Here is a 25,686-nt window from a genome sequence, read left to right as displayed (position 1 = left end):
GCTTTTCGGCAAGGCCGCATTGTCTCCCGCGGCCCAGAGCGACGCAAGCGCCCAATTAGGTCCACGCCGATCACGGCGTCGCTCAATGGGCTGCCGCCTGTGGCCGCACCGAGCCATTCGGCCAAGGCGCCGGCGAAAACAGCGAACTGCTGAGCACACTTCGGCTGCTGCACGACGAGCTTGAGGCGTGGTGCAAGATCGCAGTCGGTCGCAGCTTTGTCGTTAGGAGAGCACGGCGGGCCGCAGCTTCATAGCGCCACGGCGAAGCAGGGCGCTGCGTCGGAGCGTGGGCGTCGCATAGATCGGCGTGAAGTGGGCCTAGCGATAGTCCCTGTTGTTGATCACCTTGCTATCCTTACCCTCACCAGCGTCGGTCGGCATGCATTCGACCTGCACGAGGTCGGGATAGAGCTCCCAGGACCGCACCAGGAATTTCCTGCGGACACCGTAGGAGGTGATAACACAGCGGTTCAGCACCGGGCTGACCGCCGCCGCGACGTAGCCGGGATAAAATAGCGAACCATGATGGAGGATACTCCAGATCTCATTGAACCAGGTCGAACGCACCCGGAACGTCACCGTGTTCTGCTCGGTGCAGGGCAGCGTCTCGCAACCGTAGACCTCGTGGATCTCCAGGCCTTCGGTTTGGGAACTGGAGACGTTCTGGGAGTTGGAAAGATACAGCTGCTCGTCGTGCCGCACAGTGGCAAGGTACCAGGGCAGGGTCGCAGCGACGGTCGCTGCGCCGTAGACGAGGTAGCAGGCGGCGATCGTCGCGAGGATCATGATTCCGCCGCGCGCCTTGCTGAATTCCGGATCACCATAGGCGTCCTTGGCGTAGACGCAGCGCGCCCAAAGCGCGCGGTAGCGGGCGAACGCCCATCGCACGAAGCGGTAGATCCGCCAGGTGACCGGAGCGATCAACTGCAGGTAGATCCACCCGCAGGAGCGGACGAACTGCGACCAGAACCGGCCGAGCGCGCTCAGCTCTCGGTGGGCGCGCCCGACCTCGGACTGGTCGTAGGATTTCTTGGCCTCATAGGCCTTGGTTTTGAAGTCGGACAGCGTCTTGTCGATGCCGTGCAGCAACGCATCGGCGTCGTTATGCGGCTTTTCTGTCATGGGCGATCCAGTTCGACGTGAAATTGCGGCTTGTGGCATCGAAGCCGATGTCGAGCGTGCCACCGAAGGTGGCGTCCGCCATCGTTTTCTCAACGATCATGGCCTCGATGCGTTTAATGCGGCCCGGCAGGCCGCGCGCTCCGATCTCGGGCGAATAGATCTTGTCGCAGAACTCCCGTAGCTGCGCCTCCGGGAAGCGCACGTCGATCGATTGCGTCGCGTAGAAGGCGTTGATGCGTGAGATTTCGCGGAACACGATCTTCTCGATCGTGTCCATGTTGAGCTTGTGGAACAGGATGATGTTCTCGCGTCCCTCAAAGCGGTTCAGGAATTCCGTTCGGAAGGCCTTCTTCAGGTCGCGGATGGTGAGTTCGTAGGCCTCATCCTGGCTCAAGTCGCCGGGGCCGGTACCGACCCGCAGCGCATGATCCGCGCCGATGTTGGTGGTCATTGGCATTACCACGTCGCCGAACTCAACCTTGCGGCCCAGGTTGTCGCGGCAGCGCCCGTCGTCGAGGATGTTGAGGCAGATGTTGAAGATGTCGGGGTGAGCTTTCTCGATCTCGTCCCACAGCATGACCTGATACGGATTGGCCCGCACCGAGTTGGTCATCTCGCCGCCCGCCGCGAAGCCGTCGTAGCCCGGAGGCGCGCCGATCAGCTTGGTGACGTCGTTCTTCTCCATGAACTCGCCCATGTCGTAGCGGTTCAGCGCCTTGTCGGTGTCGAACAGAGCCTCCGCCAACGCCTTGGAGACCTCGGTCTTGCCGACGCCACTGGCGCCGCAGAACAGGAACGGCAGCGGCCTGTCGGTGCGCCGCCCTCGTCGCCAGACTTTGACCGCACGATCGATATGATCGAGCACCGCGTCCTGACCGAACACGCGCCGCTTCAGTGAGCCATGGAGATTGAGCAGCTTGACGGCGTCGTTCTGCTTGAGCTTGGAGGCGTCGATACCGGAGATCAGCGAAAATTCATCGATCACCATACTTGCAGTGAACAGCAGCCGATCGTTGATCTCCTTCGTGACCGCTTTGTATTTCACCCGATTTTCGTCGACGGCCGCCTGGGTCCGCGCGATGTCGCCGCGCAGCTTGAGAATCTCGGGCGTCGCATAGCCGGACGCCCTGGCGATCAGATCGAAGTCGCCATCGCTGGTGGAGGCCTTGCCGGCGGGATCGTCGAGGTGCCGTTTCTTCTCCTCTTCCTCGAGCCCACGCAGTTGGGCCTCCATTTGTGCGATCGACTTCTCGCCGTCGCGTTGCGCTGCGTAGTAACCCTTGATCTTGGCCTGGTATTCAGCGAACTCGGCCTTATGGCGGGCGATGGCGGCGCGCACGGTGGCGGCGTTTTCCTGGTTTCCAGAGGACGACCCGCTCTCCGTGAGACGCGCGAGCTCCGCCTCCAGCTCCGCGAGCAGCGGCGGCGTCGAATGCGCCCGCAGCAGATAGCGCGCCATGCCGCGGTCGAGCAGGGTGCGGGTGCGCGCGGGCTGCGCCGCGGTGAGGCCAGTGTCGAGTGAACGGTACTTGCTCGACATGTCGATGGCGGCCTTCACCGCAGCCGGATCGATCCGGACCTCGTAGCTCTCCTCGAGGTCCCTGGCGCCGTGCAGTGCGATCTCCTCGAGTTCAGCGCCGACCGGCTCGGTCAGATCCATCAGCGTAAAGTGATCGCGGAAGTCGGAGTGACACTTAAGGACCTGTGTCAGGTCGGCCTCGCGCACCTCAAGGAAGACCTGCGTCTTCTTCGCCTTCACCATCGCCGTCAACGCGTTGACGATGTGCATCAGCCCACTGTTGCGCAGCGCATCGATCAGATCGAGCGTATCCTCCACGATCAAAACGCTATCGGGGGTGCGGTTCAGGGTCGCAAATATGGCCTTAAACTGCTTGACGATAGCGTCGTTGTCGCCGAGGCCGAACAGGCCGTCGGTGTCGAGCCAGAACAGCCGCTTATTGACGATGTCGAACGGTGCGTCGGAGTCGGACTTGCGTGCTTGAAGGGCCAGCGCCAGCGTGGTGATGCCGACGCCGCTCGGACCGGAGACGATCACGCTGTTGGATTCCATCCGCGTCAGGATGGTGCACAATTCCTCGAACTTCTCCGTGCGGCCAACCAGCTTGAAGTTCTTCCGGCTGGCGAGCTTCTCGCTGCCGGTGATCAGGAAGTTATCGGCCATTTCGGATTTCCATCGGTCGGGCTTGGAGGTGGGGAAGCGCGGACCGGCAGAGCCCGGTCCGGGGTCGGGGCTCAGAATTGCCCGAAAGTAATTTCCTTGTCGTCGACGGGTTTCGGCGCCACGGAAGCGGCCGACGCACCGGGACCCTTGGCATCCAAGCCGATGCTTTCTTGTAGCCGCGCACGTACGGTGGCGGTGACATCGTTAAGCTCCCCGAGTCGGCTCTGGATATTGGAGAGCCCGTCTTCTCGCAGCTTGTTGGCGGCCTGCAGCGATTCGGCGATGCTCGACATGGACTCGACCTTCTCCATGATCCGCTTGGATGCCTCGTCGACCTGCAGCGCCTGGCGGATGACCTCCTTGTTGGCCACGTCGTCTGTCACCGCATTCATCGCCCGCATCGAATCGCGCACGCTCTCCGAGGCCTCGTTGAGTGCCGAGTTGTTGAGCGCCTGGATGGTGGTGTTGAGGCTGGTGGCGACACTGGCGATGCCGTCGCTGGAGAGTTCGCGCAGGTTGACATTCTGCTTGCCGAGGGCGTCGTGGAAGGTGTTGGCGTCGACCGCGTCCTTCTCGAGATCGGCCACGGTCTTCTTGGTGCTCCGCCCGCTGTCCAGCAGATTGGTCACGTGACGTTCAAAATCGTTCTTCTTGCGCTCGCGCTCGAGACGGGCGAGGGTATCCTCGCCCTCCTGGGGAGTCGATAGCGCCTGAACCTTCTGCTTGTTCGCGGCGCAGGCGAGGTCTATGCCTTTGTCAAGAATCGCGACCACCGTGATCATCTGCGAATTGATCTTGACGAGCTTATCGGCTTGCCCCTCGATCCCTCCGAGTTCGTCGCGCAGCTCCGAGACCGTGACCTGCGACTTGTCGATGTAGTCGAGTGCCGCCTTGATGATGCCTTCGACGCGCTTGACGTGCTCGGGGCCGGAGATGTCGAGCATCTTGCGGACCTGGTCCTTCTCGGCCTTGAACTTGCCCTGTTTGGCGTCGTGCTCAGCCTTTTCGGCGATGATCGCCAGCGCCTTGTCGCGGCAGGTCTTCAGGTCATCCATCCGCTTGGCGATCAGGAGCTCCTTGGCGGCGATTTCGACCTGTGCGGATTTCTTGATACCGCCGAACAGGCCGGTCTGCGTCTTCAGCTTGGCGATGTCGCGATCGAGCATCTCTCTGTCGGAGGTAATTTGCCGCGTTTCAGATTCGGTTTCTGAAGTACGGCGATCCCAATCAGCCTCGCGCTTGCGATCCTCCTCAATCTCCGCGAACGTATCCAGCACGACATTGTCGCCGGCGGTGCGCAGCGTGTAGAGCGCATCCAGATTGTCGACCAACGGCCGTATCATCTCGCGGAAGTCGAGGACGCCCTTGTTCATGTCCGCAAACGTCTGCTTCATCTTGGCGAAGACGGTCGTCGACGACAATTCGATCAGCTTGCGCTGCATCAGCGTGCGCTGCTGCGCCAGATATTCCTTATAGGCCTCGAGCTGTTTGATCGACGCCTTGCACTCCTCGGCGAGGTCAGGCGAAAGCAGGGCTCCGACCTGGCGGCTGCGCTCCTCCGGAGCGGCTTCGGGATTGAAGACGATCTTCGCCACTGGATTGGCGGTGATGTCGACGGGCGCGACCTGCGTCGCCTGCTTCGGCGCCATCCGCGCCTTGACGGCCTCATTGACCGCGGTCGATTCCGCGAGTTTCGGGGATGCTGAGGTGGACATGCAGTCGTCTCCTGATCTGGCGACTCCGTAAGGGAGGCGCATGGGCGGCGCAGGCGTCCAGGCCGCGTCGCGGGAAATCGTCTTTAGGCGGCAAACTCGAGAAATCCGGCCAGCGCGGAACCTAGATGCGACCCCTCTGTCGCACAACCATAGGGAGGTTCAATTCGAACCGTTTAGCCAAACGAAGTTGCGACGTCCTTTATGCGTCGTTCTGCGTTTGCTGCGAGTTTCAGCCTAGAAGGAGGGCTCATTGTCTTGTTTTCCGATGGCTGCTGTCGCTTCGTCGCCGGTCTGGTTCGATTGAGTCTTCGGCTGCCAGTTCTGGATCGATGTGAGGCGTCCTCCTCATTAGTCGCTCCAGGAGCGCGCTTGGCTTGACGCCGGCGAGGTTTGCACGGCGATTTGAACAGAGGGCTGTCGTGCCGACTAAGAATTCACATGTAAGTAAGGTCTAGAGATTTGAATTTTCTTGTGAAAGTCTTGCCCCTCTGTCCGCGGAGCGGGAGCTTCGGCCGGCTCGATCTGATTATTTCTGGCGAAAAATTATAACTTAATTTCAATGGTATATGAATTCGCGGTTCTATTCTGAATGGCGCGCCATTCCGCGATTTTGCACGATATCGTTGCCGTTTGAGAGCCGGAGACTCAAACGGGTCTGGCTTGAGCCAACTGGTCCTAATGGTCGTCTTCGCAGGTCTGGCTTCGAGCCATTAGCGTGTGCATTCAAGAGCTGCCTTTTCGGACCCGCCCAGCCGGCGCTCGGAAGAATTCGGCCGGCTCCCTTCAGTACGTCAGCAAATTGGCCGATGATCTCCAAGCCCACTTACGTAACGCCCCGCTCGATCCTGCTCACGAAGGCGCGGTCCATCCGTTGTTTGGGATGAACCCGACGTAGGAAGCAGGCGTCAGGTGCCGGTCACCCCCAGCTGTTAGGTGAACAGCGCCGTTCCTGTTTCGGCGAACCTGACAAACGTCCCGCTCTCATGCGAGACCAGTCGACGCTTGGCAATCGCGCTCAAGAGCCGATTGTATCTGGCCGTCGTGCCCTTCAAATCGAAGACGTAGTCCCGTTGATCTGCTCAAGGCAGATGCGGAGCGTCTTCACCATCCGGAATGCATGCGACTGCTCCATCAGCTTGCGCATGGCGGCGTCGGGATCGGCGAATTTCCGGGCTCGATGAAGACGTCATTGTTGACCTGTACGCCCGGTGTAAGTCGAATACGCGATAGGCCGATCAGCTCGGTGCGGCCCTCGTGCCAGTTCCATACCAACTCGTGCACCACGTACATGACGACCGAGGTGATGGCGACGAGCCCGGCGGTGTTGCCGGCGGTCGCGATGTGCCCGGTGGTCCAGAAAGAGATCGCAAAAATTTCGGCGGTTCCGATCACTCGCCACGTCAGGGCCTTGGCGATCGCCTTACGCATTGGGATGCTCTCCTCGGTTTTATGAACGGTCCGAGTGTCCGCAGACCCTCACAAGTCGTGCGGTGCGCGCTTCTCGGAAGTGATCGCGCTGAACATGAAGGTTCCCGTTGGTCGTCATCGCTGAATGTCGGGGAGGTCCGTGGATTTGCGCCCGCGTCGACTGAACCTCGTCAGCGGGTTCTACCGGCCGCCCGACTGATCAACATGATAATCGATAAAATTTTACCGACAATTGAAACCAATTATTAACCTTACCGCAGTCGCGGCGGCCTCACGATGAGGCGTGCCACCAGCCGACGCGCATTTGTTCTGGGCTGCCTTCTTCGGCGCGGTGCTCAATCCGCCTTGCTGCGTTCCCTCGATCTCTGACGCCCGTGCCACTCTCGCGCGGCCAACTGTTTCAGGGCGCGTGCTTCGGTGCGACCGCCTCGCAAACGACATAGTCCCGGCAAGACTGCGATCGCTTCATAAGGATCCAGTTCGCCATGAGACACCGCTTCGGAGCCACGGCTCTGGCGCTGCTCGCTATCGCCGGCGCCGCCGCGCAGGTCAAGGCCGAGCAGCCGGCGGATTACTGCCGGCGCGTCGGCAACGACGACGCACCCCGCGACCTGCCCTCGGACATGGCGCCTGCCGTAGCGAAGTTGTTCGAGCTCTCGGGTCCGGAGGAAGCGGCTGATGCGGCCGTCTATCGCTGCGCCGGCGGCAAGCCGCTCGCCTGCTATGTCGGCGCCAACCTTCCCTGCGCCAGAATCGAGACCTCGCGGACAAACGCGGCCGTCTCGCGTTATTGCCGAGAGAATCCGGGCGGCACGGTTCCTGCCGCCGTCTCCGGCCACGACACGTTGTTCGAGTGGCGCTGCGCGGGAAAGGATGCGCTGGCCGGCAAGCCCCTTTGGCATCTCGACGCCCGCGGCTTCGCTATCGAATTGTGGAAGCCTCTGCCATGAGGGGCGTCTTTAAGAAGCTGTCTCCGCGGACCTTCGTGCTGGTTTTCGCGGCGCTGGCCGGCTTCTGCTTCCTCGCCGGCGGCCGCGACTTGGTCGAGCGCATCCAGGTCCTGCGCGCTTACGAGCACGCCGAGGGCGAGGTGACGCTCGAGTTGCGCCGTTCGAGCCGGATCGGCGGCGTCGGCCGCCGTTCGCCCTATCGCGCGCCCGCCGAGGTGTTCGACTACGCGCCGCTGGTGCGCTTCGAAACGCCCGAAGGCGCCGTCGTCACGGTCGTCGGAGCGGTCAGGTCCGGCCTCGTGCGCTACCAGGTCGGCGAGAAGCTGCCCGTGTATTACGACCCGCGCGATCCGCAGCAGGCCGTGCTCGGAACCTTCCTCGAATTTTGGACGCCGATTCTTGCCTGGACCGGGTTCGGCCTGGTCTGGGGGCTCGCAGCCTATGGCGCCGCGAGGCTCATACGGGCCGGTCGCGACGACAAGCGGCATCGCGCGAAGCACGTCGTCGCAAGCGGCGAGACTGGATGACGGTTTTCGTCGGCATACGGCCGCGCAGCTTCGGCATGGCGAAGCAATAGGGCCCATCTTCATCGCCGCGGCGGCCATTTGGTGCTAGCCGTGGACGTTCAGTTCGCGATCTGATTTACCTGTCGTGGCCCGCTTCCGAGCGGTGCGTGGCGCAGAGAGAAAATCGTGAGCAGGTATTGGTCAGAGCTGGCGAAGGGGTTGTCGCCTTATGTGCCGGGCGAGCAGCCGCAGATTCCCGGCCTGGTGAAGCTGAACACCAATGAGAGTCCCTTCGGACCGTCGCCGAAGGCGATCGAGGCGATCCGGGCGGCGGCCAGCGATACGCTGCGTCTCTATCCCGATCCGCAGGCGACACGGCTGCGCGAGACGCTGGCCGACTATCACAAGGTTGCGCCGGATCAGGTCTTCGTCGGCAACGGCTCGGATGAGGTGCTGGCCCACGCCTTCGCCGCGTTGCTGAAGCAGCCCGCGCCGGTGCGGTTTCCCGATGTGACCTACAGCTTCTATCCGGTTTATTGCAGGCTGCTGGGCATCGACTACACGACCGTTCCGCTCGACGCCGACATGCGCGTGCGGGTCGACGACTATCTCGATCGCGCTGGCCCCGTCATCGTTGCCAACCCGAACGCCCCCACGGGAATCGCACTTCCTCGTACGGAGATTGCGCGGCTGGCCGCCGGGCGCAGCGATGCAGCCGTGGTGATCGACGAGGCCTATGTCGATTTCGGCGCCGATACCGCGATTCCCCTGATCGGCGAGCATCCGAATCTCCTGGTGGTCCAGACCATGTCGAAGTCGCGCGCGCTCGCTGGACTGCGCGTGGGTTACGCGATCGGCGATGCCGGATTGATCGCGGCGCTGACGCGGGTGAAGGACAGCTTCAATTCCTACCCGCTGGGGCGGCCCGCGCAGGCCGGCGCGATCGCCTCGATCGCGGACGAGGCGCATTTCCGGGAGACGCGTGCGGTCATCATGCAGAACCGCGCCGACCTGACGGCCGCGCTGATCCGGCTCGGCTTCGAGGTCCTGCCGTCCAGCGCCAATTTCGTCTTCGCGCGCCATCCCGAGCGGTCAGGCCAGGCGCTGGCGGCGGGCCTGCGCGAGCGCGCAGTGCTCGTCCGCCACTTCACGGCACCGCGCATTTCCGACTTCCTCCGCATTACCATTGGCTCAAAGGCGGAGCTCACGCGCTTGACGGAAGCTCTGCGCGAGGTTCTCACGCAGAACAGCTGAGATCATCAGCCGATAGGAAGGACATCGCCGCGCGCATGCGGCTGCTGTCTTACACATAATCCACGTTCACGCGGAATTCGCCGCCGATCACCAGATACTCGCCTTCGCCCTTGAGCGGGTGCGACGACAGCAGGCTGTTGAAGAACAGGATCTTGCCGACGGGAATGCGCGCGGTGAGGAGGGTGTCGCCGAAGCAGCCGGCGCTGTCGCGGTCGGACGAGAACGACACCAGGTTGTTGAGCCGGACCACCGCCTCGCGCCGCGCCGTCCGGTCCACGATCCAGTGCTCGTCGAAATCATTGACGCCGCGATACAGCGTCAGATGGCTCGCGCCTGAGAAAGCAAAACGCCGGATCGCCCATTGGCAGAACTCGAACAACAGATCGAGCTGCACCCAGATCGCGTTGTTGTGGAAGCGGCTCGACATCTTCTCTTCGACATAGGTGGCCCAGGCGCGGCTCGACACCCGCTCGATGACCTCCTTGTGGAACGACGGGCCGATGCCGAACCGGCTCTCGACCCAGCCCTTCAGCACGGCGCCTTCGGCGCCGTTGCTGTCGAAGCTCCAGCCCTGGATCAGCCGCAGGAAGGACGATCGAAAGCGCCGCTTGCCGGCCGAGGCTGCCGTGCGCTGTTCGGGATCGAGGCCGAACATCGCCATCATGTAGGACGAGAAGGCTTCGCCGGCCTCGGCGAGATCGTCCGCCTGCTCCAGCATCGTGAACAGGCTGGGGTTCATCTCGACCACGCCCCAGATGTGCAGCGGCACCGCAGCATCGTTGAAGGCGCAACTCGAAAGCCACTCCGAGGGGCGCCCCACCAGATTGGTCGAATGGCCGATGCCGCGCCGCGGGCGCTGTCCTGTGTCGTTCATGGCAGCATGATGCGGCCTCGCGCGCCGCCGGGAAAGCCCCGCCTGACGGCTGCACACGGCCAAATCGGGTGCGATCCTGCATCCGCTGCTGACCACCGCCGCACTGCACCGACGGCGAGGCCGGCGTGGCAACCGCCTCCGTCAACCTACGTAAGGGACGGTCCCGAATGGTTCGCAGGCGCCGTTTTGCTTAATAAGAGGTTCAGGACAACGGCTCCGGTGTTCCTATGAACCATTCGATTTACAGCGCCGATCGAGCGACCCACCTGAAGATCGTGGTCATGGCTCTGGTGATGGCGACCGTGGTCGCGGGGGTCAGCCTTTGTTTTCACGCCGTGAATCTCGCAGGCCGTGACGGTGTTGCCGTCGTCGTGGCGAAGGCGCCGGCGATGGCCAGTGCCGGTATCGACCGCCGCACGTTGAACTGAGGGGATCGCGCAGCCAGATCTCGCATTTCTTTGATCGGGGAGTACCGGTATGGATCGTACAACCGAGTTGCAGCACTTGATCGATGCGGAGAAGCGGGTTGCGCAAGGCGAGCACCACATTGCGCGGCAGGAGCAGATCGTGTCCGAACTGGACAGCCACGGCCACGATGCCACGGCCGAGCTGGCAGTGGCGCTGCTGACGACGTTTCGCCGCTGTCAGGTCGAGCATGTGGCGCACCGCGACTTCATTCTCAGGGAATTGCAGCAACATCCGGCGGCGCCGGCACCTGACGCATCGCGACGAAGCTGAAACAGAAAGTGCGTGGCGCACCATGGACCGCAGCGTTCTCTATAAGTGCCCGAGAACGGGGATCAACGTGCAGCATTGGCTGTCGGACACAGCACTGAGCGAGAGCGATCAGTCCTATGTGTCGATGCCCTGCCCGGCCTGCGGGTCTCTGCATTTCGTCAATAGCCGGACCGGCAAGCTGCTTGTGCAAAGCGAGCCGGCCGATCGTGGCTTGGCGCGGCCGCGGAGCTCTCAGTGGCTCACCTGATCGGTCACGTCCTCCACGTGATGCAGCAGGAAGACAAGCCGCCCCGCATCGTCATGGATCGGCGTGTTCACCGGTTGCCAGCGCTTTTCGACGAAGGTGCCGGAGGGGTCGCGGACATCGTAGCGCTGCACCGCCATCGCATGGGGACGTCCGGTCTGGGCGACCGTTTTCAGTGACGCGTACAGATTGCTGACGCCGTCGGCGAGCGGGTCGTCCGGATTGTCGGGAAAGACCTCGAACAACGATCTTCCGACGATGACCTCGCGGCTGGTGAAGGTCGCGGCGGCGTAGGCTGCGTTGATGTCGATGATCTGCAGGCGCGGTCCGGGATCGAGCAGCATGTAGGGATGCGGCGAGCCGTCGAAGTCCGCCAGGAACTGCTCTCTGATCGACGCTGCGTCCAAGGCTTCCACGGCGTGTTGCGTGAACGGCAAGGGACCCGCGCCCTCCTCATCCGCATCGATCAGCGCTAGCTCGCGCTTGGCGGTCGCCAGCAGCCGCTCCAGCGTCCCTTGCAGGGTGGTTTCGCTGGTTTCGCCCAAAAGTTTCTGAAAATGAGCGATGTTCTGCTCACAGATGAATCGTTTCATGATCCTGCAAAGCCGCAACTGTCGCGCTGCAGTTGTAGTCTAGTCCAGCCGCCGTGGGAAGGCCGCCGCCGTACCGGCTCCTTTATGCTGCGTGCCTCAGGCGCTCGCGGCGTCAAGCTGCGCCACTTGGTCGCGGCTGAGCTCCAGCCGCGTTGCTGCGACCAACGTGTCGACATGCTCGGGCTTGGTGGCGCTCGCGATCGGCGCCGTGACCGACGGCTTGGCCATCAGCCAGGCGAGCGCGATTGCGGCCAGCTCCGCTCCGGTCTCGCGTGCGACCTCGTCGAGCGCCGCGAGGATGCGCAGGCCGCGGGCGTTCATGTATTCCGGAATCGCGCGCTGCCCGCGCGGGCTCTTGCCGAAATCTGCCTCCGAGCGGTATTTGCCGGTCAGAAATCCTGCGGCGAGCGAGAAGAAGGTGATGACGCCGACCTCGTTGGCTTCGCAGACGCGCTGCAGTGCGCCTTCGTAAACCGATCGTTTGGCGAGATTGTATTCGGGCTGCAGGCTTTCGTAGCGCGGCAGGCCGGTCTTGTTGGAGATGTCGAGCGCGCTCTGCAGCCGCTCGGCGGAAAAGTTCGAGGCGCCGATAACCCGCACCTTGCCGGACTTGATCAGTTTGTCATAGGCCGCGAGCGTCTCCTCCTGCGGCGTGTTCGGGTCGTCCCGATGCGACTGATACAGATCGATATGGTCGGTCTGCAGCCGGCGCAGGCTGTCCTCCACCGCGCGGGCGATGTAATCGGCCTTCAGCCCGATCTTGCCGTCGCCCATGTCCCACCCGACCTTGGTGGCCAGGATGATGCGGTCGCGATTGCCGCGCGCCGTCATCCACCTGCCGATGATGGTCTCGGATTCGCCGCCAGAGTGGCCCGGCGCCCAGCGCGAATAGACGTCGGCCGTGTCGAGAAAATTCAGCCCGGAGTCCAGCACCTTGTCGAGCAGGCGGAACGAGGCCGCCTCGTCCACCGTCCAGCCGAGCACGTTGCAGCCGAAGCAGAGGATCGGGACGGAGAGGCCGGAACGGCCGAGCTGACGATGCTTCATGGCGGGGCTCTCGAATTCGTGGGTCTCGCCGAATGGCGGAACCGCGCGACAGATTGCTCCGGTTTGCCTGACCTGACCAGAGCAGCCATGGCATGGGTGGCACACAGTGCCATGTTCAACGCAAGTGATCGGCGGGTCCCGTCGGCTTCGCGCCGGGCAGGGAGCTACGCGCGCGACCCGTCAACAAGCGCGTCATAGATGCCGCGCTGGTACATGGGCAGCGCCCGGCGACCGGCGGCGCCGCGTCCGGTCGCGATCGTTGCCCCCGAGCCCGCCGACACCGGCACCTGGTGCTGGATCAGGTAGATCATGACCAGGTCATTGACCGGATCGGCCTGCCACCAGGTGCCGAAGATCCCCGGCCAGGTGATCGCACCCGGCGCGCCGCATGCATAGGGATTGTCGATCACGTCCTCGGCTATCGAGAGCCCGAGCCCGAAGCCGGACTTCTGCCATAGCGGCATGCCTGCGAACGGGACCTGGCGCTGTGCATCCGTCAGCCGGTTGGTCCGCATCAGCCTGACAGTCTCCGGCCGCAACAATCGTCCGCCTTCGTAGGCGCCGTCGTCGAGCAGCATGCGCGCGAAACGATGATAGTCGGGCGCGGACGAGATCAGCCCGCCGCCGCCCGGCGTATAGGCCGGCGGTGCGTCGTACATCACCGGTTCGACCTTGGCGAGCCGGCCCGCCGCCTCGTCATATCTGTAGAGGCTCGCGAGTCGGCTGCGCTTGTCGCGCGGCAGCCAGAAGTCCGTATCGACCATGCCGAGCGGCGCGAAGATCCGTTCCTGCAGGACCTGGCGAAGCGGCTTGCCTGCGACGCGGCTGATCAGGAAGCCGAGCACGTCGGTCGAGTGGCCATAGTGGAAGCGCGCACCGGGTTGATAGGCCAGCGGCAGGGTGCCGAGCGCGGCCAGCCATTCGTCGGGGGTCGAGCGGTTCATCGCGGGATCGCCGAGCGCGCGCTCATAGGCCGGCTTGAGCGAGCCTTCCGAAAAGAAGGCGTAGGCGATGCCCGAGCGATGGGTCAGCAGATCCTCGATGGTGATCGCGCGCTGGGCCGGCACCGTGTCGTCGAGCGGGCCTGCGGCATCGCGCAGCACGCTGAGATTGGCGAGCTCCGGTATCCAGCGCGAGATCGGGTCATCGAGCGCGATCCTGCCTTCCTCGAGCAGCATCAAGGCTGCCACCGAGGTGACCGGCTTCGTCATCGAGGCGATCCGGAACAGCGTGTCGGACCGCATCGCAGTCTTAGTCTCAAGGTCGCACCAGCCGATCGCCTCGGCCTGCACGATCTCGCCGCCGCGCGAGGTGAGGGTCACGACGCCGGCGAGCTCGCCACGATCGACGAATTCCGCAAGGGCAGGGCCGAGCGCGGCGAGCTTCGCGGGATCGAAGCCGCGCGCGCGGATGGCATCCATGGTCATGAGTCCAGCGTTCAGTTGGTCTTGAACTCGTCCGTCAGGATTGGCCCGAACAGCACCCAGCGCTGGCCATCGAACTTCATCATCTGGAACTGCTTGTTGATGCGGTAATCGTCGGGGCTGGTGTTGATGGACATCCCAGGCAGTCCAAGGTCGGGCACGAAATCCCTGATGTTGGTGGCCTGCTTCATGATGTTGGCGCGTGTCAGATCGTCGCCGCATTGCTTGAGGATGTGGACCAGGAGCGCCGCCGTTGAGTAGCCATAGGTGGCGTAGCCGCTATTGGCGTCCTCGCCGGGCGCGTATTTGGCCATGAAGGCCTTGTAGCGCTTCATGCCGGGGTCATCGGCCCATTGCGGATCGAGCGGGTCCTTGCCGTAGGCGACCGAGATGATGTCCTTGGCGTTGTCCGGGCCGGCAGGGATCAGCACCTGCCCGACTGCCGAGGCGTTGACCTCCAGGATATGAACCGGCTTCCAGCCCAGCTCGGCGGCTTTCCGGATCGCTTGCGCCGCGAATTTCGGCGTCGACATGTTGTAGAACAGATCGGCGCCCGAGGCCTTCAGCGTCACCAGCTGGGAGTCCACCGTCGGATCGGACAGCTCGTAGGACAGCTCCTTGACGATCATGCTGGCCTTGGCGCCGAGCCCGTCCTTCAAGCCCTTGACGTAGTCTTTGCCGAGATCGTCGTTCTGATAGAGGATGCCGATCTTCGCGTTCGGATAGTTCTCCAGAATATACTTGGCGTAGATATGGGCTTCCGACTGGTAGTTGGGGTTGGCGGAGATCGTCCACGGAAAGTTCTTGGGATCGGTGAATCGTGACGCGCCGCTTCCCGCCAGGAGCTGCGGCACGCCCTTGCTGTTCAGATATTTCTGGACGGCGGCGTTCGGCGGGGTCCCGATGATCTGGAAAGTGGTGAGCACCTCATCGCTCTCGACCAGCTTGCGCACCTGCTCGACCGTCTTCGGCGGGCTGTAGCCGTCGTCATACTGGATCAGGTTGATCTTGCGCCCGTTGACCCCGCCCTGCTGATTGATCATGCGGATATAGGCGGCCTCGGCCTTGCCGATATTGCCGAAGGCGGAAGCTGGTCCGCTCAGCGGATTGGTCTGGCCGATCTTGATCTCGGTGTCGGTGGCGCCGGGGTCGTATTTCGTCTCGGCAAACGCTGATGTCGTGAGGCTCGCGCCGAGCATCAGCACGAGCGCGGCGGCCAGTCCCTTCAAACGCGTCATCCCATGTCCTCCCGTCAGGCGGTCGATCCATCGCCGGCCGCGTCATTGGTGGCCAGGGCCTGTCCATACGGAAATCGGTCGTAATCTCAGGAGGTTGTCGTCCCTCCTGAATCGCGACGTGGCTTCAGGCGTCCAGCACCATTTCATTCATTTAGTACTAAATAAATGAATATGGCAAGGCCTGCCATTGCTTGACCCGGGCAGGCCTGCGCCGCATCGTCGCCGCCGAGGTGATCAGGAAGGCCGGACGTCATGGCAGAGCCAAAACTCGAGGGGCGCCGCTCGCGGGCGGAGCAGCGCGCCGCGACCGTGAAGCTGATCCTCGACACCAGCGAGGAGCTGTTCGCGCAGCTCGGCTATTTCGGCGTGACTATCAAGGATGTCGCCGACCGGATGGGCATCCATCCCGCGCTGATCCACTACTACTTCGATGGCAAGAAGGCGCTGTTCGATGCCGTGTTCGAACGCCGCGTGGATTATGCGGTGAGGCTGCGCACCGCCGAGCTCGATGCCTATGAGGCCGAGGTCGGCGATCGTCCGACGGTGGAAGGTGCGTTGCGCGCCTATTATGACGGCGCATTCGAGGTCTACATCAATGACGAGGAGGGCTGGCGCCATTTCGGCCGCATCTTCGCGCAGGTGAACAACGCGCCCGGTTATGGCGCGGAGAAGATGGACACCTATTTCGATCCGCTGGTGCTGCGACTGATCGGCCTGCTGGAGAAGGCGCTGCCTGACGCAAAGCCCGAGGACCTGTTCTGGAGCTTCCAGTTCACCTCGGGCGCCTATTCGTTGATCCTGTCGCGGACCGGCCGCATCGACCGTCTGTCGAACGGTCTCTGTGCGTCCGACGATTTCGCAGCGGTGCGCGAGCGGTTCGTGACCTTCATGGCCGCGGGCTTCGAGGCGCTCTACAGGCGCGGCAAGGCCAAGTCGGCATGAGGCGTGAACGGCATGCCTTCGCCTGAGGAGCGCTATCGAGCGCTCGCGCCTGGTCACCCGTCGAGTGCAGTCATGATCACGGGCCGGGGCGCAGTCGCAATGCACCGTTTCTCGACCAGATCGCCATTCTCAGTTACAATCCCATGAGCTGGAATTGCGGGAGTGGTTCTGATGCTGAGCTATCCTCACCTCACGTCAATCCTGCAAGCATTGCGGCCGCCTTTGACCGAGGCGGTCGTGACTTCGACGCTTGCTCCACGGCTGGTCGAAACCTGGCTGAATGACTATGCGCGCACCGCCGGCAACTACGACATCGTGGAAACACGGGCGGACGGTTTCTCCTATCTGTTCGACATCTCGGCCGAGCGCTTGATCGCGGCGTGGGGACTCAGCAAGGGCAAGGATGCTTCCCCGCGCGCAATCATCGCGACCAGGATGAAGGGTCATCCGCTCACCAACATGGTGGGTGGGAAACGCTATCACCGGGGGCACGCCGTCCCGCACACGATGGGCGGGCGGACCGACATCAATCTGGTTCCACAGCTCGGCGTGATCAATTCAGGACGCTTTCAGGAGCTTGAGCGTTTGGCTGTCGCGACGCCAGGTTCGCTGTATTTCACCTATTGGCGATATCCGGACGCGCGCACGCAGCGACCGTCCGGTGTCGAGCAGGGCTGTCTCATTGCGGGCTCCGCTCCCTACATCGCCGACCTGCGAAACTGAGACCGGAGCGTAGGGACTCATCTCTTAGAAGGTTCGGTGCAAGGTCAGCGCAACCCGCGGCATAGCCTCACCGCATCTCCTTGGCCCGCTGCCGTCGCAGAAAATCGCTGTAGAGCTGCGCGGCCTGTTCGGGCGTGAGATTGACCTGGGCCTTGCGCTCCTGAAGAAACCTGCGGAATTCCGCCGGAGATCCCTGAATGAGCTGCGAGGATGGCTCCGTTCGCGCGCCGTCGAGCCATTGCTGCGCCGCTTTGAAACGGATCAGTCCCGGGACCGCGGCCGACAGCACGGTGTCGCGCCATTTGGGATTGCGCGGCGGCGACTGCAGGATCTGGATCTTGTCGAACAGCGCATTCACGAACCGCGCCGTGCGCCGGTAACGCTCGCTCTGTTCGGGCCAGTTATAGACCATGAGGACGGTGGGAGCTGCGACCGTCTCGATCTTGACGCCCGGCGGCACCAGGTTCGGATACTGCTCGGAGGTGAAGTTGGAGGGGAAATAGATGTCCTGCAGCGCCCGGTCGTAGGGGATCGAAAGCAGGTGCAGCTTGCCGCCGTCGTTCTTGACGCCTTTGATGATCGGCGCGTCTCTCGATACTGAGGCGATCCAGGCGTCTCCCTGGCCGTCGATGAGCTTCTGCAGGCCGCCGGTCGGATCGGTCTGATCATCGATATCGGCCTCGATGCCGAAGCGTCGGAAGATCGCCCGCGCCGCCGGCAGGCCGATCGAGCGTTCGGCGAACACGCGCTTGCCGGTGAGATCCTGCAGGCTATGGATCTCCGGCCGCGCGATGATGTGAACCTCGTTGTAGAACAGCTTGGCGATGTAGCGCACGCGCTGGTTAAGGTCCGGGATGTTGTATTCGTTCTTCACATAGTCCAGCGCGTCGGTGGTGACGAAGCCCATGTCGATGTTCTTCAGCATGACGATGTCGATGAGGTTCTGTGCCGCGCCCCGCCCAAGGATCGGCAGCACGCGCAGCTTCTCGCCATCGTCCAGCACCGCCGCCATGTCGGAGCCCATCACCGACATCGGACCGCCGATCGGGGCAGTGATCACCGTCACGGTCCCGGAGTTCAATGCCTCCCGATCCGGCAAAGTGCCCAGGCGCGGCGGCGCTGGGGCCGTGGGGGTCGCCGGGGCTGCTCGGGCGGCTGCGGCGGCGGGCGCGCGCTGCAGCAACTGCTGGGCACCGGCGCCGCCGGCCAGCGTCGCGAGCAGTACCGGGATGAGAGCACAAATAACGACGCGCGCTGCGCGATGCACCGAACGCTCCCCCAATTCATCTTACTATGCGCGCATAGTTGAATTGGAACCCGGCTGAAATTTGGCCTCCTCTTGGCGAAGACCGGATGACTCCACACCCGTGCCGGTATTAAGTGCCGGTATTTCGTGCCGGTGGAGCGGCTCATCGCGGTGCAATGCGCGGACATTTGTGCTGATAGTGCACCAAACCGGGAGCGAGGCGGCATCGATCGTCCCGTCGAGCCGGTCCTGCGCGCGCAGACGCGAATTGAACTATCAACTGCAGCGGGTCGTAGGGGGGCGTGACCGCGCCCAGGTACTTCCAATTTGTCCGGAGTTCGCTCGTGGTCGCGCAGCCCAGCATATTGTTAGCAAGAGGGCGGATGTGGCGAGCTACGCTTCGCCAATGCGTCATACGAGATGGCAACCTCATCCCTGGCAACGTTCAGAGGCGAACCAGGAATTCAAGCACGCGTCTGGTAAGCAGCGTCGCCGCCTCCGCGTCGTATGAGGAAAGCGAGTTATCGGCGAACAGGTGCTGCTCGCCGCGGTATAGGAAAAGCTCTGCGTTCTCGATGGTGTCGACGATCTCACGAGCGGAGTCGATGTCGCCTTCCTTGACGAAGATCGGGTCGTTATCCATCCCGTGAATCTGGACCGGAACACCTTCGGGCCACGGTCCGAAGGCCCATTTGCCGCTGATCGGCAGGCAGGAGTGGAAGAGCAGGGCTCCTCGACCTCCGGGCCGTGTCTGTGCGAGCTTCTGCGCCGGTAGCACGCCGAACGAGAACCCGGCGTAGACGAACTCGGGGGCCAATCCGTCCGCAACCCGGACGCCGCGCTCGCAAATGTCCTCGATCCCGATCTGGCCGATATAATTGAGGCCCTCGTCGATGCTCGAGAAGATGCGGCCATCGAACAGGTCCGGCGTGTGCACGGTGTGGCCGGCGGCCCGTAGCCGGTCTGCGAAGGTGCGTACGCCGGGCGTCAGCCCCTGAGCATGGTGGAACAACAAGACCTGGGCCACAGCGAGCCTCTGGCTGGGTGAGAGGACGGATGATCGATCACCTTATCGCGTGGCCCCCCTGCCAGGAAGGAGTGGGCACCGCGCGGTCAAAACAGGCCTATGCGGCCTCACCAAAGTGAGAAAACCTGGTCAATATTGCGGTCCTGTGCTCACCCGATTTTTCCGAGACCCAAAGCTGCCTGCGGACGGAATTGATGTTCAGGAAGAATTCGGCGTAAGGCCAGCCGTTCTGCTCTTCGATCACGACTTTCGTGCGCATGGTGAAACGGCCCTTGTCCGGCACCACCAGACCTCGCAACGGCAACAGTTGGCAGATCAGGGTCTGCTTGTCCGGCCAAGCTGGACGAGCATGCGGCTCAAAGCCGAAGCACTGCTCGAGCCTGCGGAGCACGCGCGTCGTCCGGTCGCCATGTGAGACCAGCGCCAGCTCCCGTGTCGGGTGGCCATGCGGAATGGTCCATTCCTCACGCCCCGTCAGGACCGGTCGTCCACTCTTGAGCTCCCAGCTCTCGGCGGCGTCCTTGTGCTCGCCATTCGACAGTCCGAGAACGAGACCGAACCCTGCCGGGTCGCCGGCTGAATTGTTTGCCACTTCGATCCAGAGGTTCTCGTTCCATCTCCATTCGGTGATGTCGAACACGTAGGCGTCAGAGCCGGGAACGAACTCTTGCGGATCGCCTGCGGGATCAGGTCCGAGCCTCCAGCGCGAGCCCCTTGGCATCGCTCCGTAGAGCCCCTCCGGAGTTGGGCCTCGTGTAGGCCTCTTCGGCTTAAGCCAGTCGAACAGTCCCATCGTCTCTTCCCCTTGGCAATGTCTCGGCCGGACTAACAAGCATAGGCCGCGCTCGCCCACAAGCTGTGGACGCCTTCTGACTCTCGCCAGTATCCGCGACCACTGATGTCGATGCACTGCGCTCGGAGGCGGATTGACGTGTAGGGTCGCTGCACTTCGCCGTTACGTCGTCGCTCACCTGTCGGGCAATTCCCGCATCTCCGCCATGCGCAAACCGCCCGTCGTGCCACTCTGTCGCACGCCTGGCGGCTTGCCGTGTCGGGCAAATCACGACGATGATCTCGGCCATCCCGTTCGCGATGAAGAGGGGCGTTTCGGCCGATCGTCACGAAGCGTAGCAGCGGGGAGCGGTGGACGCGTTGGGGTTGGGGCTCTGCATGCAGGCCGACGTACAACCTCGGCGCGGACGGTCAAGTCGCGTGGTCCTGATACTCCGACGCTAGTATCAAGCTTGCGATGATGCATTTCGCATCACGCGGGTGACGGTGGCCAGAAAGCCCGGCGCACCGGGGAGATCGCGAAGCAGCCGTTAAAACCATCGCGCAGGGAAGGCCGGGTCGTCCGGCTGATCCTGTGGTACCTGCCGCCTGCACTCTCTTTCGCAGGCGGGCCACGGGCCTCAGTCGAGGTCCGGCCTTCCCTGCGCCCTCTCGATTGCCGAGGGCAACGATCTGCAAAACTCGGGTGCCTTATGCGCCGCGGGAGGAGGCTTGTGCGCGTCCGCAAACTTCGAACGGCATGGATCAGGACGGTCTTTGAACCCCGTGGGAACCGATCGTCAGATTGCGGCTTGGTGGCGAAGCGGTTCTGATCTGCCAGAGCTGGCGCCGGAACGGGGACGGAATCGCGTCGAATCGCTGTCACGCTCTGGGTATTGATTGAGCATGATGTGTTCGGAAAACCGCCTGGCACTTTTCCGGATCATGCTCCAGCAAAGGAGACATCCGCCATGTCCGACGAAGAAGGCAAGCTGGAAGGCCCGGATCTCACGCTCGGCGTGTCCCTGAGCGATTTCAAGAACGGTATGCTGTTTGGTCACGTCGACAAGGATGCCGTGCTGCTGGTGCGCACGGGCTCCGACGTCTTCGCGATCGACGCATTCTGCAGCCACTATCACGGCCCGCTCGCCGAGGGCCTCGTCGTGGATGACAGCGTCCGCTGCCCCTGGCATCACGCCTGCTTCGATTTGCGTACCGGCGAGGCGACGCGAGCCCCTGCGCTCTCGCCTTTGTCGGTGTGGCAGGTCGAACAGGCGGCCGACCGCGTTGTCGTGCGGCGCAAGCGCGATCAGGCAGGTCCAGCCCGAACGGCGCCGGCCAATGCACCGCGTCGTATCGTCATCGTCGGCGGCGGTGCAGCAGGCTTCGCGGCGGCGGAAATGCTGCGCCGCGACGGTTACGGCGGCGAGATCACCATGCTCAGCAGCGATGAGGCGCCGCCAGTGGATCGTCCGAACCTGTCCAAGGACTATCTGGCCGGCAAGGCGCCTGAGGACTGGGTGCCGCTCCGGCCGGATGATTTCTATTCCGAATCGAAGATCGATCTGCAACTACGCACGCGGGTCGTGGCCATCGACGGGAAAGCGCGGCAGGTCGTGCTCGGTGACGGCAAGACCGTGCCGTTTGATCGGCTGCTGCTCGCGACCGGCGCCGAGCCTGTCAAACTGCAGATACCGGGTGCGGACCAGCCGCATGTTCACATGTTGCGCACGCTGGCCGACTGCCGCGCGATTATCGCAAGCACCGCGACAGCGAAGCGCGCGGTCGTGATCGGTGCGAGCTTCATCGGTCTCGAAGTTGCTGCCGCGCTGCGCGACCGTGACATCGAGGTGCACGTGGTCGCGCCCGAGCAGCGGCCCATGGAGCGCATCCTTGGGCCAGATATGGGCGACTTCGTGCGTGCGCTCCACGAGGAGCATGGCGTGGCTTTTCATCTGCAGGACAGCGTGACGGCGATTGATGGCAGCAAGGTCAGCCTCAAGGGCGGAAGCACCCTTGAAGCCGATCTCGTCGTGGTCGGCATTGGCGTGAAGCCTCGGCTCGATCTGGCCGAGCGGGCCGGCCTCCAGATCGATCGCGGCGTCATCGTCAACGCTGCTCTCGAAACCAGCCTGCCGGGCATCTTTGCGGCGGGTGATATCGCCCGGTGGCCCGACCGCTATACCGGCGACAGCATCCGTGTCGAACATTGGGTGGTCGCCGAGCGGCAGGGACAGGCTGCCGCCCGCAACATGATGGGACTTCGTGAACCGTTCGACGCGGTGCCGTTCTTCTGGAGCCAGCACTACGACGTGCCGATCAACTATGTAGGGCACGCCGAGAAATGGGACGAGATCGGGGTCGATGGCGACATCAAGGGAAAGGACTGCGTGCTGCGCTACAAGCGCGCTGGGCGCGTGCTCGCGGTCGCCTCGATCTACCGGGACATCGATAGCCTCAAGGCCGAACTCGATATGGAGCGCAGTCAGAAGCATTAGACGCGGGCAAATGTGTTGGAAAAATCGAGCCTCCCATTCGGTGTCGTCCTGGCGAACGCCGGGACCCATAACCACAGGCGGATGTGTGAGGCACGCAAAGTGGCTCAGGACCTGCCCAACACGACTCCCTGTGGTTATGGGTCCCGGATCTTCGCGCGCTCGCGGCAATGCTGCGTACTGTCCGCAGCGCGCTCGTCCGGGACGACAGCTCACACTCAGGTGGGCGCGTGCCTCTCATGGCGCGGCATGTCGGCCAAACGTAACTACTTCCTGATGCGCACGCCCTTGGTGGTGAAGCGCTGCGTCCGTCCTTCGGGACGCAGCGGCCGGCGCGTGGCGGCGGCCTTGCCGGTGCCGGGCGGCTGATGCGCGGGTACCAGCTGGTCGGGCCGCGAGCCGATCAGGTCGCTACGGCCCATCTCCTTCAGCGCCTCGCGCAGCACCGGCCAATTGTCCGGGTCGTGATAGCGCAGGAACGCCTTGTGCAGCCGGCGCTGCCGCAGGCCCTTGATGGCCTCGACCTTGTCGCTGCCGCCGTGGCGCACGCCGCGCAGCGGGTTGACGCCGGTGTGATACATCGCGGTCGCGGTGGCCATCGGCGAGGGCAGGAAGGTCTGCACCTGGTCGGCGCGGTAGCGGTTTCGCTTCAGCCACAGCGCGAGATTCATCATGTCCTCGTCGGTCGTGCCGGGATGCGCCGCGATGAAATAGGGGATCAGGTAATACTTCTTGCCGGCCTCGCGCGCCGCGGCGTCGAACATCTCCTTGAAGCGGTCATAGGCGCCGATGCCCGGCTTCATCATCTTGTCGAGTGGGCCGCGCTCGGTATGTTCCGGCGCGATCTTCAGATAACCGCCGACGTGATGCGTCACCAGTTCCTTGACGTATTCCGGGCTCTCGACCGCGAGGTCGTAGCGCACGCCGGAGGCGACCATCACGCGCTTGACGCCCTTGACCTCGCGCACCTTGCGATAGAGCCGGATCAAATCGTCATGCGAGGTGTTGAGGTTCGGGCAGATCTCGGGAAACACGCAAGATGGCCTGCGGCAGGCGGCCTCGACCTTCGGGTCCTTGCACGCCATCCGGTACATGTTGGCGGTGGGGCCGCCGATGTCGGAGATCACGCCGGTGAAGCCCGGCGTCTTGTCGCGGATGCGCTCGATCTCCTGCAGAATCGAGCCTTCGGAGCGGCTCTGGATGATGCGGCCCTCATGCTCCGTGATCGAGCAGAAGGTGCAGCCGCCGAAGCAGCCGCGCATGATCGTCACCGAGAACTTGATCATCTCCCACGCCGGGATCTTGGCATCGCCGTAGGACGGATGCGGCGCGCGGGCGTAGGGAAGATCGTAGACGGAATCCATCTCCGCCATGGAGAGCGGAATCGGCGGCGGATTGAGCCAGAGGTCGCGGTCGCCATGACGCTGCACCAGCGGCCGCGCATTGCCGGGATTGCTCTCCCGGTGCAGCACGCGCGAGGCCCGCGCATAGGCTTCGCGATCCTGCTCGACCTGCTCGCAGGACGGCAGCCGGATCACCACCTCGCCCTTCTCGCGTGCGGCGCCTTCGTCCGCGGAGTCGAGATCGTCGGCGTGCAACTCGGTGGTGCTCTCGGGCACGCGGCGAAACAAAGCGGTGCCGCGGATCGACTGCAGATCCTTCGGCGATTCGCCGGCGGCGAGCCGGTGCGCGACTTCCACCACCGCGCGCTCTGCATTGCCGTAGAGCAGGATGTCCGCCTTGGCGTCGGCCAGCACCGAGCGGCGCACCTTGTCGGACCAGTAGTCGTAATGCGCGATCCGGCGCAGCGACGCCTCGATGCCGCCGAGCACGATCGGTACATCCTTGAACGCCTCGCGACAGCGTTGGGCGTAGACCAGGGTGCAACGGTCCGGTCGCTTGCCGCCTTCGCCGCCGGGCGTATAGGCGTCGTCATGGCGCAGCCGTCGATCCGCGGTATAGCGGTTGACCATGGAATCCATGTTGCCGCCGGTGACGCCGAAGAACACGCGCGGGCGCCCGAGCGCCTTGAACGGCTCGGCCGATTGCCAGTCCGGCTGCGCGATGATGCCGACTCTAAATCCTTGCGCCTCGAGCAGCCGGCCGATGATCGCCATCCCGAAGGAGGGATGGTCGACATAGGCGTCGCCCGTCACCAGCACGATGTCGCAGGCGTCCCAGCCGAGCGCATCCATTTCCTTGCGGCTCATCGGCAGGAATGGCGCCGGCTTGCCCGCGCGGTGGCGGGGCCAGGAACTCAAGGGTTTGGCGGCGAGGGCGATGTCCATGGCGCCGACGCATACGACTGCGGGCCAGCGAATTCAACCACGCGGCGTGCCGCGCAAGGCGCGCGGCCGCCGTGGAACCAGCTTGCCTCAATAATTGGCTGCCGCCGCCCGCTTGTCTCTGAACCAGCCCCAGGCCAGGAAGGCCACGAAGGCGCTCAGCGCCAGCGCCAGCGAGGCCGGAAACCGCGTCTCCTGGCCGCTGGCAGCAGCCGCAACGGTGCTGGTTGCCGCCATCGCCACCGAATCCGTTGCGGAAACCGCGGTCGTTTCCGGAAATTCGCTGGCGGCGCTGCCGGTGTCCATCGCCGCGGTCACGACCGCATCGGTCGGAAAGCGGTCGGCAACCGGATTGGCCGGAGCCGCGGCCGTCCCTGGAGCCGCAGCCGCGGTCCGTTGCGCGTCCGTGGCCTGCGGCGCGGCGTCGGCGGCCTGCGGAAATTGTGCGAACGAGTTCAAGCCGGAGCGGCGCGCCGCGGCCGCATGATGGACCACGCGGTCTGGCTTGCGGTCGTGCATCGCCGCGCGCGCCTGCGCTTGCATCTGGGCTTGAGATTGGGCCCGCGCCAACGGACGCATCTGCGGCCGCGGCGGCAGGAATTTGGCCATCATCCGATCGGACCAGGACATGTAGGCCTTGCACAGCTCGTTGCACGGCATTCCGTTGACCGTAGTGGTGCCAGAGGCCGCTTGCGAGGCGCCGAGCCCCGCAAGAGACGCGGCGCAGATCAGGAGCGCAGATGCAACCAGCCTTTGCACCTTCGGTTGTATGCGGCTCATCGCAATTCCCCCTTCCGTCGTTTTACCTCTTGTGGGAATTACGACAGCAGCAGTGGTCGAGAATTGGATCAGATCGCGTCAATATCCGGATCAGATGCGGTC

21 protein-coding genes and 1 pseudogene are annotated in these 25,686 nt (G+C 63.6%); 8 read left to right on the top strand and 14 right to left on the bottom strand.

Features of this window, described 5'->3' with window-relative positions:
• Positions 1 to 318 precede the first annotated feature (318 nt).
• The 4 genes from ACQR1W_RS35910 to ACQR1W_RS35895 all read right to left on the bottom strand — a co-directional run bounded on the left by ACQR1W_RS35910 (position 319) and on the right by ACQR1W_RS35895 (position 6,447).
• Entirely contained in the window at positions 319 to 1,122 is an 804-nt protein-coding gene (locus ACQR1W_RS35910; RefSeq protein WP_434855197.1) for a hypothetical protein, read from the bottom strand.
• Entirely contained in the window at positions 1,103 to 3,304 is a 2,202-nt protein-coding gene (locus ACQR1W_RS35905; RefSeq protein ID WP_434855196.1) for an AAA family ATPase, read from the bottom strand. Before ACQR1W_RS35905 ends, ACQR1W_RS35910 begins: the two co-directional genes overlap by 20 nt.
• A gap of 71 nt (positions 3,305 to 3,375) precedes the next feature.
• Positions 3,376 to 5,019 carry a hypothetical protein gene (locus tag ACQR1W_RS35900; protein ID WP_434855195.1) on the bottom strand — a complete coding sequence of 548 codons (1,644 nt, stop codon included), beginning with the start codon at positions 5,017 to 5,019 and terminating at the stop codon, positions 3,376 to 3,378.
• Between the two features lie 1,131 nt (positions 5,020 to 6,150).
• Complete coding sequence (locus ACQR1W_RS35895) at positions 6,151 to 6,447, bottom strand: DUF2061 domain-containing protein (RefSeq protein ID WP_434855194.1); 297 nt, start codon at positions 6,445 to 6,447, stop codon at positions 6,151 to 6,153.
• 485 nt (positions 6,448 to 6,932) lie between these two features.
• Here ACQR1W_RS35895 and ACQR1W_RS35890 point away from each other — a divergent pair, with 485 nt between their 5' ends.
• The 3 genes from ACQR1W_RS35890 (at position 6,933) to hisC (ending at position 9,157) form a co-directional block, all read left to right on the top strand.
• Positions 6,933 to 7,397: a hypothetical protein gene (locus ACQR1W_RS35890; protein WP_434855193.1), complete on the top strand. Its 465-nt coding sequence runs from the start codon at positions 6,933 to 6,935 to the stop codon at positions 7,395 to 7,397.
• Positions 7,394 to 7,924: a DUF3592 domain-containing protein gene (locus ACQR1W_RS35885; protein ID WP_434855192.1), complete on the top strand. Its 531-nt coding sequence runs from the start codon at positions 7,394 to 7,396 to the stop codon at positions 7,922 to 7,924. Before ACQR1W_RS35890 ends, ACQR1W_RS35885 begins: the two co-directional genes overlap by 4 nt.
• A 165-nt stretch (positions 7,925 to 8,089) precedes the next feature.
• Positions 8,090 to 9,157, top strand: coding sequence for a histidinol-phosphate transaminase (hisC, locus tag ACQR1W_RS35880; protein WP_434855191.1), 1,068 nt, complete (start codon positions 8,090 to 8,092; stop codon positions 9,155 to 9,157).
• A 49-nt stretch (positions 9,158 to 9,206) separates the two neighbouring features.
• On the opposite strand, the gene ACQR1W_RS35875 is transcribed toward hisC, so the two are convergent.
• Positions 9,207 to 10,031 carry an NAD(+)--dinitrogen-reductase ADP-D-ribosyltransferase gene (locus ACQR1W_RS35875; RefSeq protein ID WP_434855190.1) on the bottom strand — a complete coding sequence of 275 codons (825 nt, stop codon included), beginning with the start codon at positions 10,029 to 10,031 and terminating at the stop codon, positions 9,207 to 9,209.
• A gap of 227 nt (positions 10,032 to 10,258) precedes the next feature.
• Here ACQR1W_RS35875 and ACQR1W_RS35870 point away from each other — a divergent pair, with 227 nt between their 5' ends.
• Both ACQR1W_RS35870 and ACQR1W_RS35865 read left to right on the top strand, forming a co-directional pair.
• On the top strand, positions 10,259 to 10,459 hold the full coding sequence (locus ACQR1W_RS35870; RefSeq protein WP_434855189.1) for a hypothetical protein: 201 nt from the start codon (positions 10,259 to 10,261) through the stop codon (positions 10,457 to 10,459).
• 49 nt (positions 10,460 to 10,508) lie between these two features.
• Positions 10,509 to 10,769 (top strand): hypothetical protein, encoded by a 261-nt coding sequence (locus ACQR1W_RS35865; RefSeq protein WP_008974435.1) that lies wholly within the window; start codon positions 10,509 to 10,511, stop codon positions 10,767 to 10,769.
• A gap of 231 nt (positions 10,770 to 11,000) precedes the next feature.
• Here ACQR1W_RS35865 and ACQR1W_RS35860 read toward each other — a convergent pair whose 3' ends face one another.
• From ACQR1W_RS35860 to ACQR1W_RS35845, 4 genes are all read right to left on the bottom strand, one after another.
• Complete coding sequence (locus ACQR1W_RS35860) at positions 11,001 to 11,606, bottom strand: PAS domain-containing protein (RefSeq protein WP_434855188.1); 606 nt, start codon at positions 11,604 to 11,606, stop codon at positions 11,001 to 11,003.
• 96 nt (positions 11,607 to 11,702) lie between these two features.
• A complete protein-coding gene (locus tag ACQR1W_RS35855; protein ID WP_434855187.1) occupies positions 11,703 to 12,653 on the bottom strand; it encodes an aldo/keto reductase in 951 nt (316 codons plus the stop codon).
• 164 nt (positions 12,654 to 12,817) lie between these two features.
• Positions 12,818 to 14,080 carry a serine hydrolase domain-containing protein gene (locus tag ACQR1W_RS35850; protein WP_434855186.1) on the bottom strand — a complete coding sequence of 421 codons (1,263 nt, stop codon included), beginning with the start codon at positions 14,078 to 14,080 and terminating at the stop codon, positions 12,818 to 12,820.
• 11 nt (positions 14,081 to 14,091) lie between these two features.
• Positions 14,092 to 15,315 (bottom strand): ABC transporter substrate-binding protein, encoded by a 1,224-nt coding sequence (locus ACQR1W_RS35845; RefSeq protein ID WP_434855185.1) that lies wholly within the window; start codon positions 15,313 to 15,315, stop codon positions 14,092 to 14,094.
• Positions 15,316 to 15,567: 252 nt separating this feature from the next.
• Here ACQR1W_RS35845 and ACQR1W_RS35840 point away from each other — a divergent pair, with 252 nt between their 5' ends.
• Positions 15,568 to 16,257 carry a TetR/AcrR family transcriptional regulator gene (locus tag ACQR1W_RS35840; protein ID WP_434855184.1) on the top strand — a complete coding sequence of 230 codons (690 nt, stop codon included), beginning with the start codon at positions 15,568 to 15,570 and terminating at the stop codon, positions 16,255 to 16,257.
• 171 nt (positions 16,258 to 16,428) lie between these two features.
• Complete coding sequence (locus ACQR1W_RS35835; protein ID WP_434855183.1) at positions 16,429 to 16,980, top strand: hypothetical protein; 552 nt, start codon at positions 16,429 to 16,431, stop codon at positions 16,978 to 16,980.
• Positions 16,981 to 17,047: 67 nt separating this feature from the next.
• On the opposite strand, the gene ACQR1W_RS35830 is transcribed toward ACQR1W_RS35835, so the two are convergent.
• From ACQR1W_RS35830 to ACQR1W_RS35820, 3 genes and pseudogenes are all read right to left on the bottom strand, one after another.
• Positions 17,048 to 18,247 (bottom strand): TAXI family TRAP transporter solute-binding subunit, encoded by a 1,200-nt coding sequence (locus ACQR1W_RS35830; RefSeq protein WP_434855182.1) that lies wholly within the window; start codon positions 18,245 to 18,247, stop codon positions 17,048 to 17,050.
• A 424-nt stretch (positions 18,248 to 18,671) separates the two neighbouring features.
• Positions 18,672 to 19,262: pseudogene (locus tag ACQR1W_RS35825) on the bottom strand (dienelactone hydrolase family protein); the annotation flags it as partial.
• 88 nt (positions 19,263 to 19,350) lie between these two features.
• The gene (locus ACQR1W_RS35820; protein WP_434855181.1) at positions 19,351 to 19,974 is read right to left on the bottom strand and encodes a hypothetical protein; all 624 of its coding nucleotides are present in this window, start codon (positions 19,972 to 19,974) and stop codon (positions 19,351 to 19,353) included.
• A 1,021-nt stretch (positions 19,975 to 20,995) separates the two neighbouring features.
• Between ACQR1W_RS35820 and ACQR1W_RS35815 the strand changes: the two genes are divergently transcribed.
• Positions 20,996 to 22,522 (top strand): FAD-dependent oxidoreductase, encoded by a 1,527-nt coding sequence (locus tag ACQR1W_RS35815; RefSeq protein WP_434855180.1) that lies wholly within the window; start codon positions 20,996 to 20,998, stop codon positions 22,520 to 22,522.
• A 263-nt stretch (positions 22,523 to 22,785) separates the two neighbouring features.
• On the opposite strand, the gene ACQR1W_RS35810 is transcribed toward ACQR1W_RS35815, so the two are convergent.
• Complete coding sequence (locus ACQR1W_RS35810; protein ID WP_434855179.1) at positions 22,786 to 24,807, bottom strand: YgiQ family radical SAM protein; 2,022 nt, start codon at positions 24,805 to 24,807, stop codon at positions 22,786 to 22,788.
• Positions 24,808 to 24,894: 87 nt separating this feature from the next.
• A complete protein-coding gene (locus tag ACQR1W_RS35805) occupies positions 24,895 to 25,584 on the bottom strand; it encodes a hypothetical protein (RefSeq protein WP_434855178.1) in 690 nt (229 codons plus the stop codon).
• Positions 25,585 to 25,686: the final 102 nt, after the last annotated feature.

It is taken from the genome of Bradyrhizobium sp. HKCCYLS1011, assembly GCF_051167795.1.
In the GTDB taxonomy this organism is placed as follows: domain Bacteria; phylum Pseudomonadota; class Alphaproteobacteria; order Rhizobiales; family Xanthobacteraceae; genus Bradyrhizobium.
Note: the sequence above shows the minus strand (reverse complement) of the source record. Positions and strands in the feature narration are given on the sequence as shown.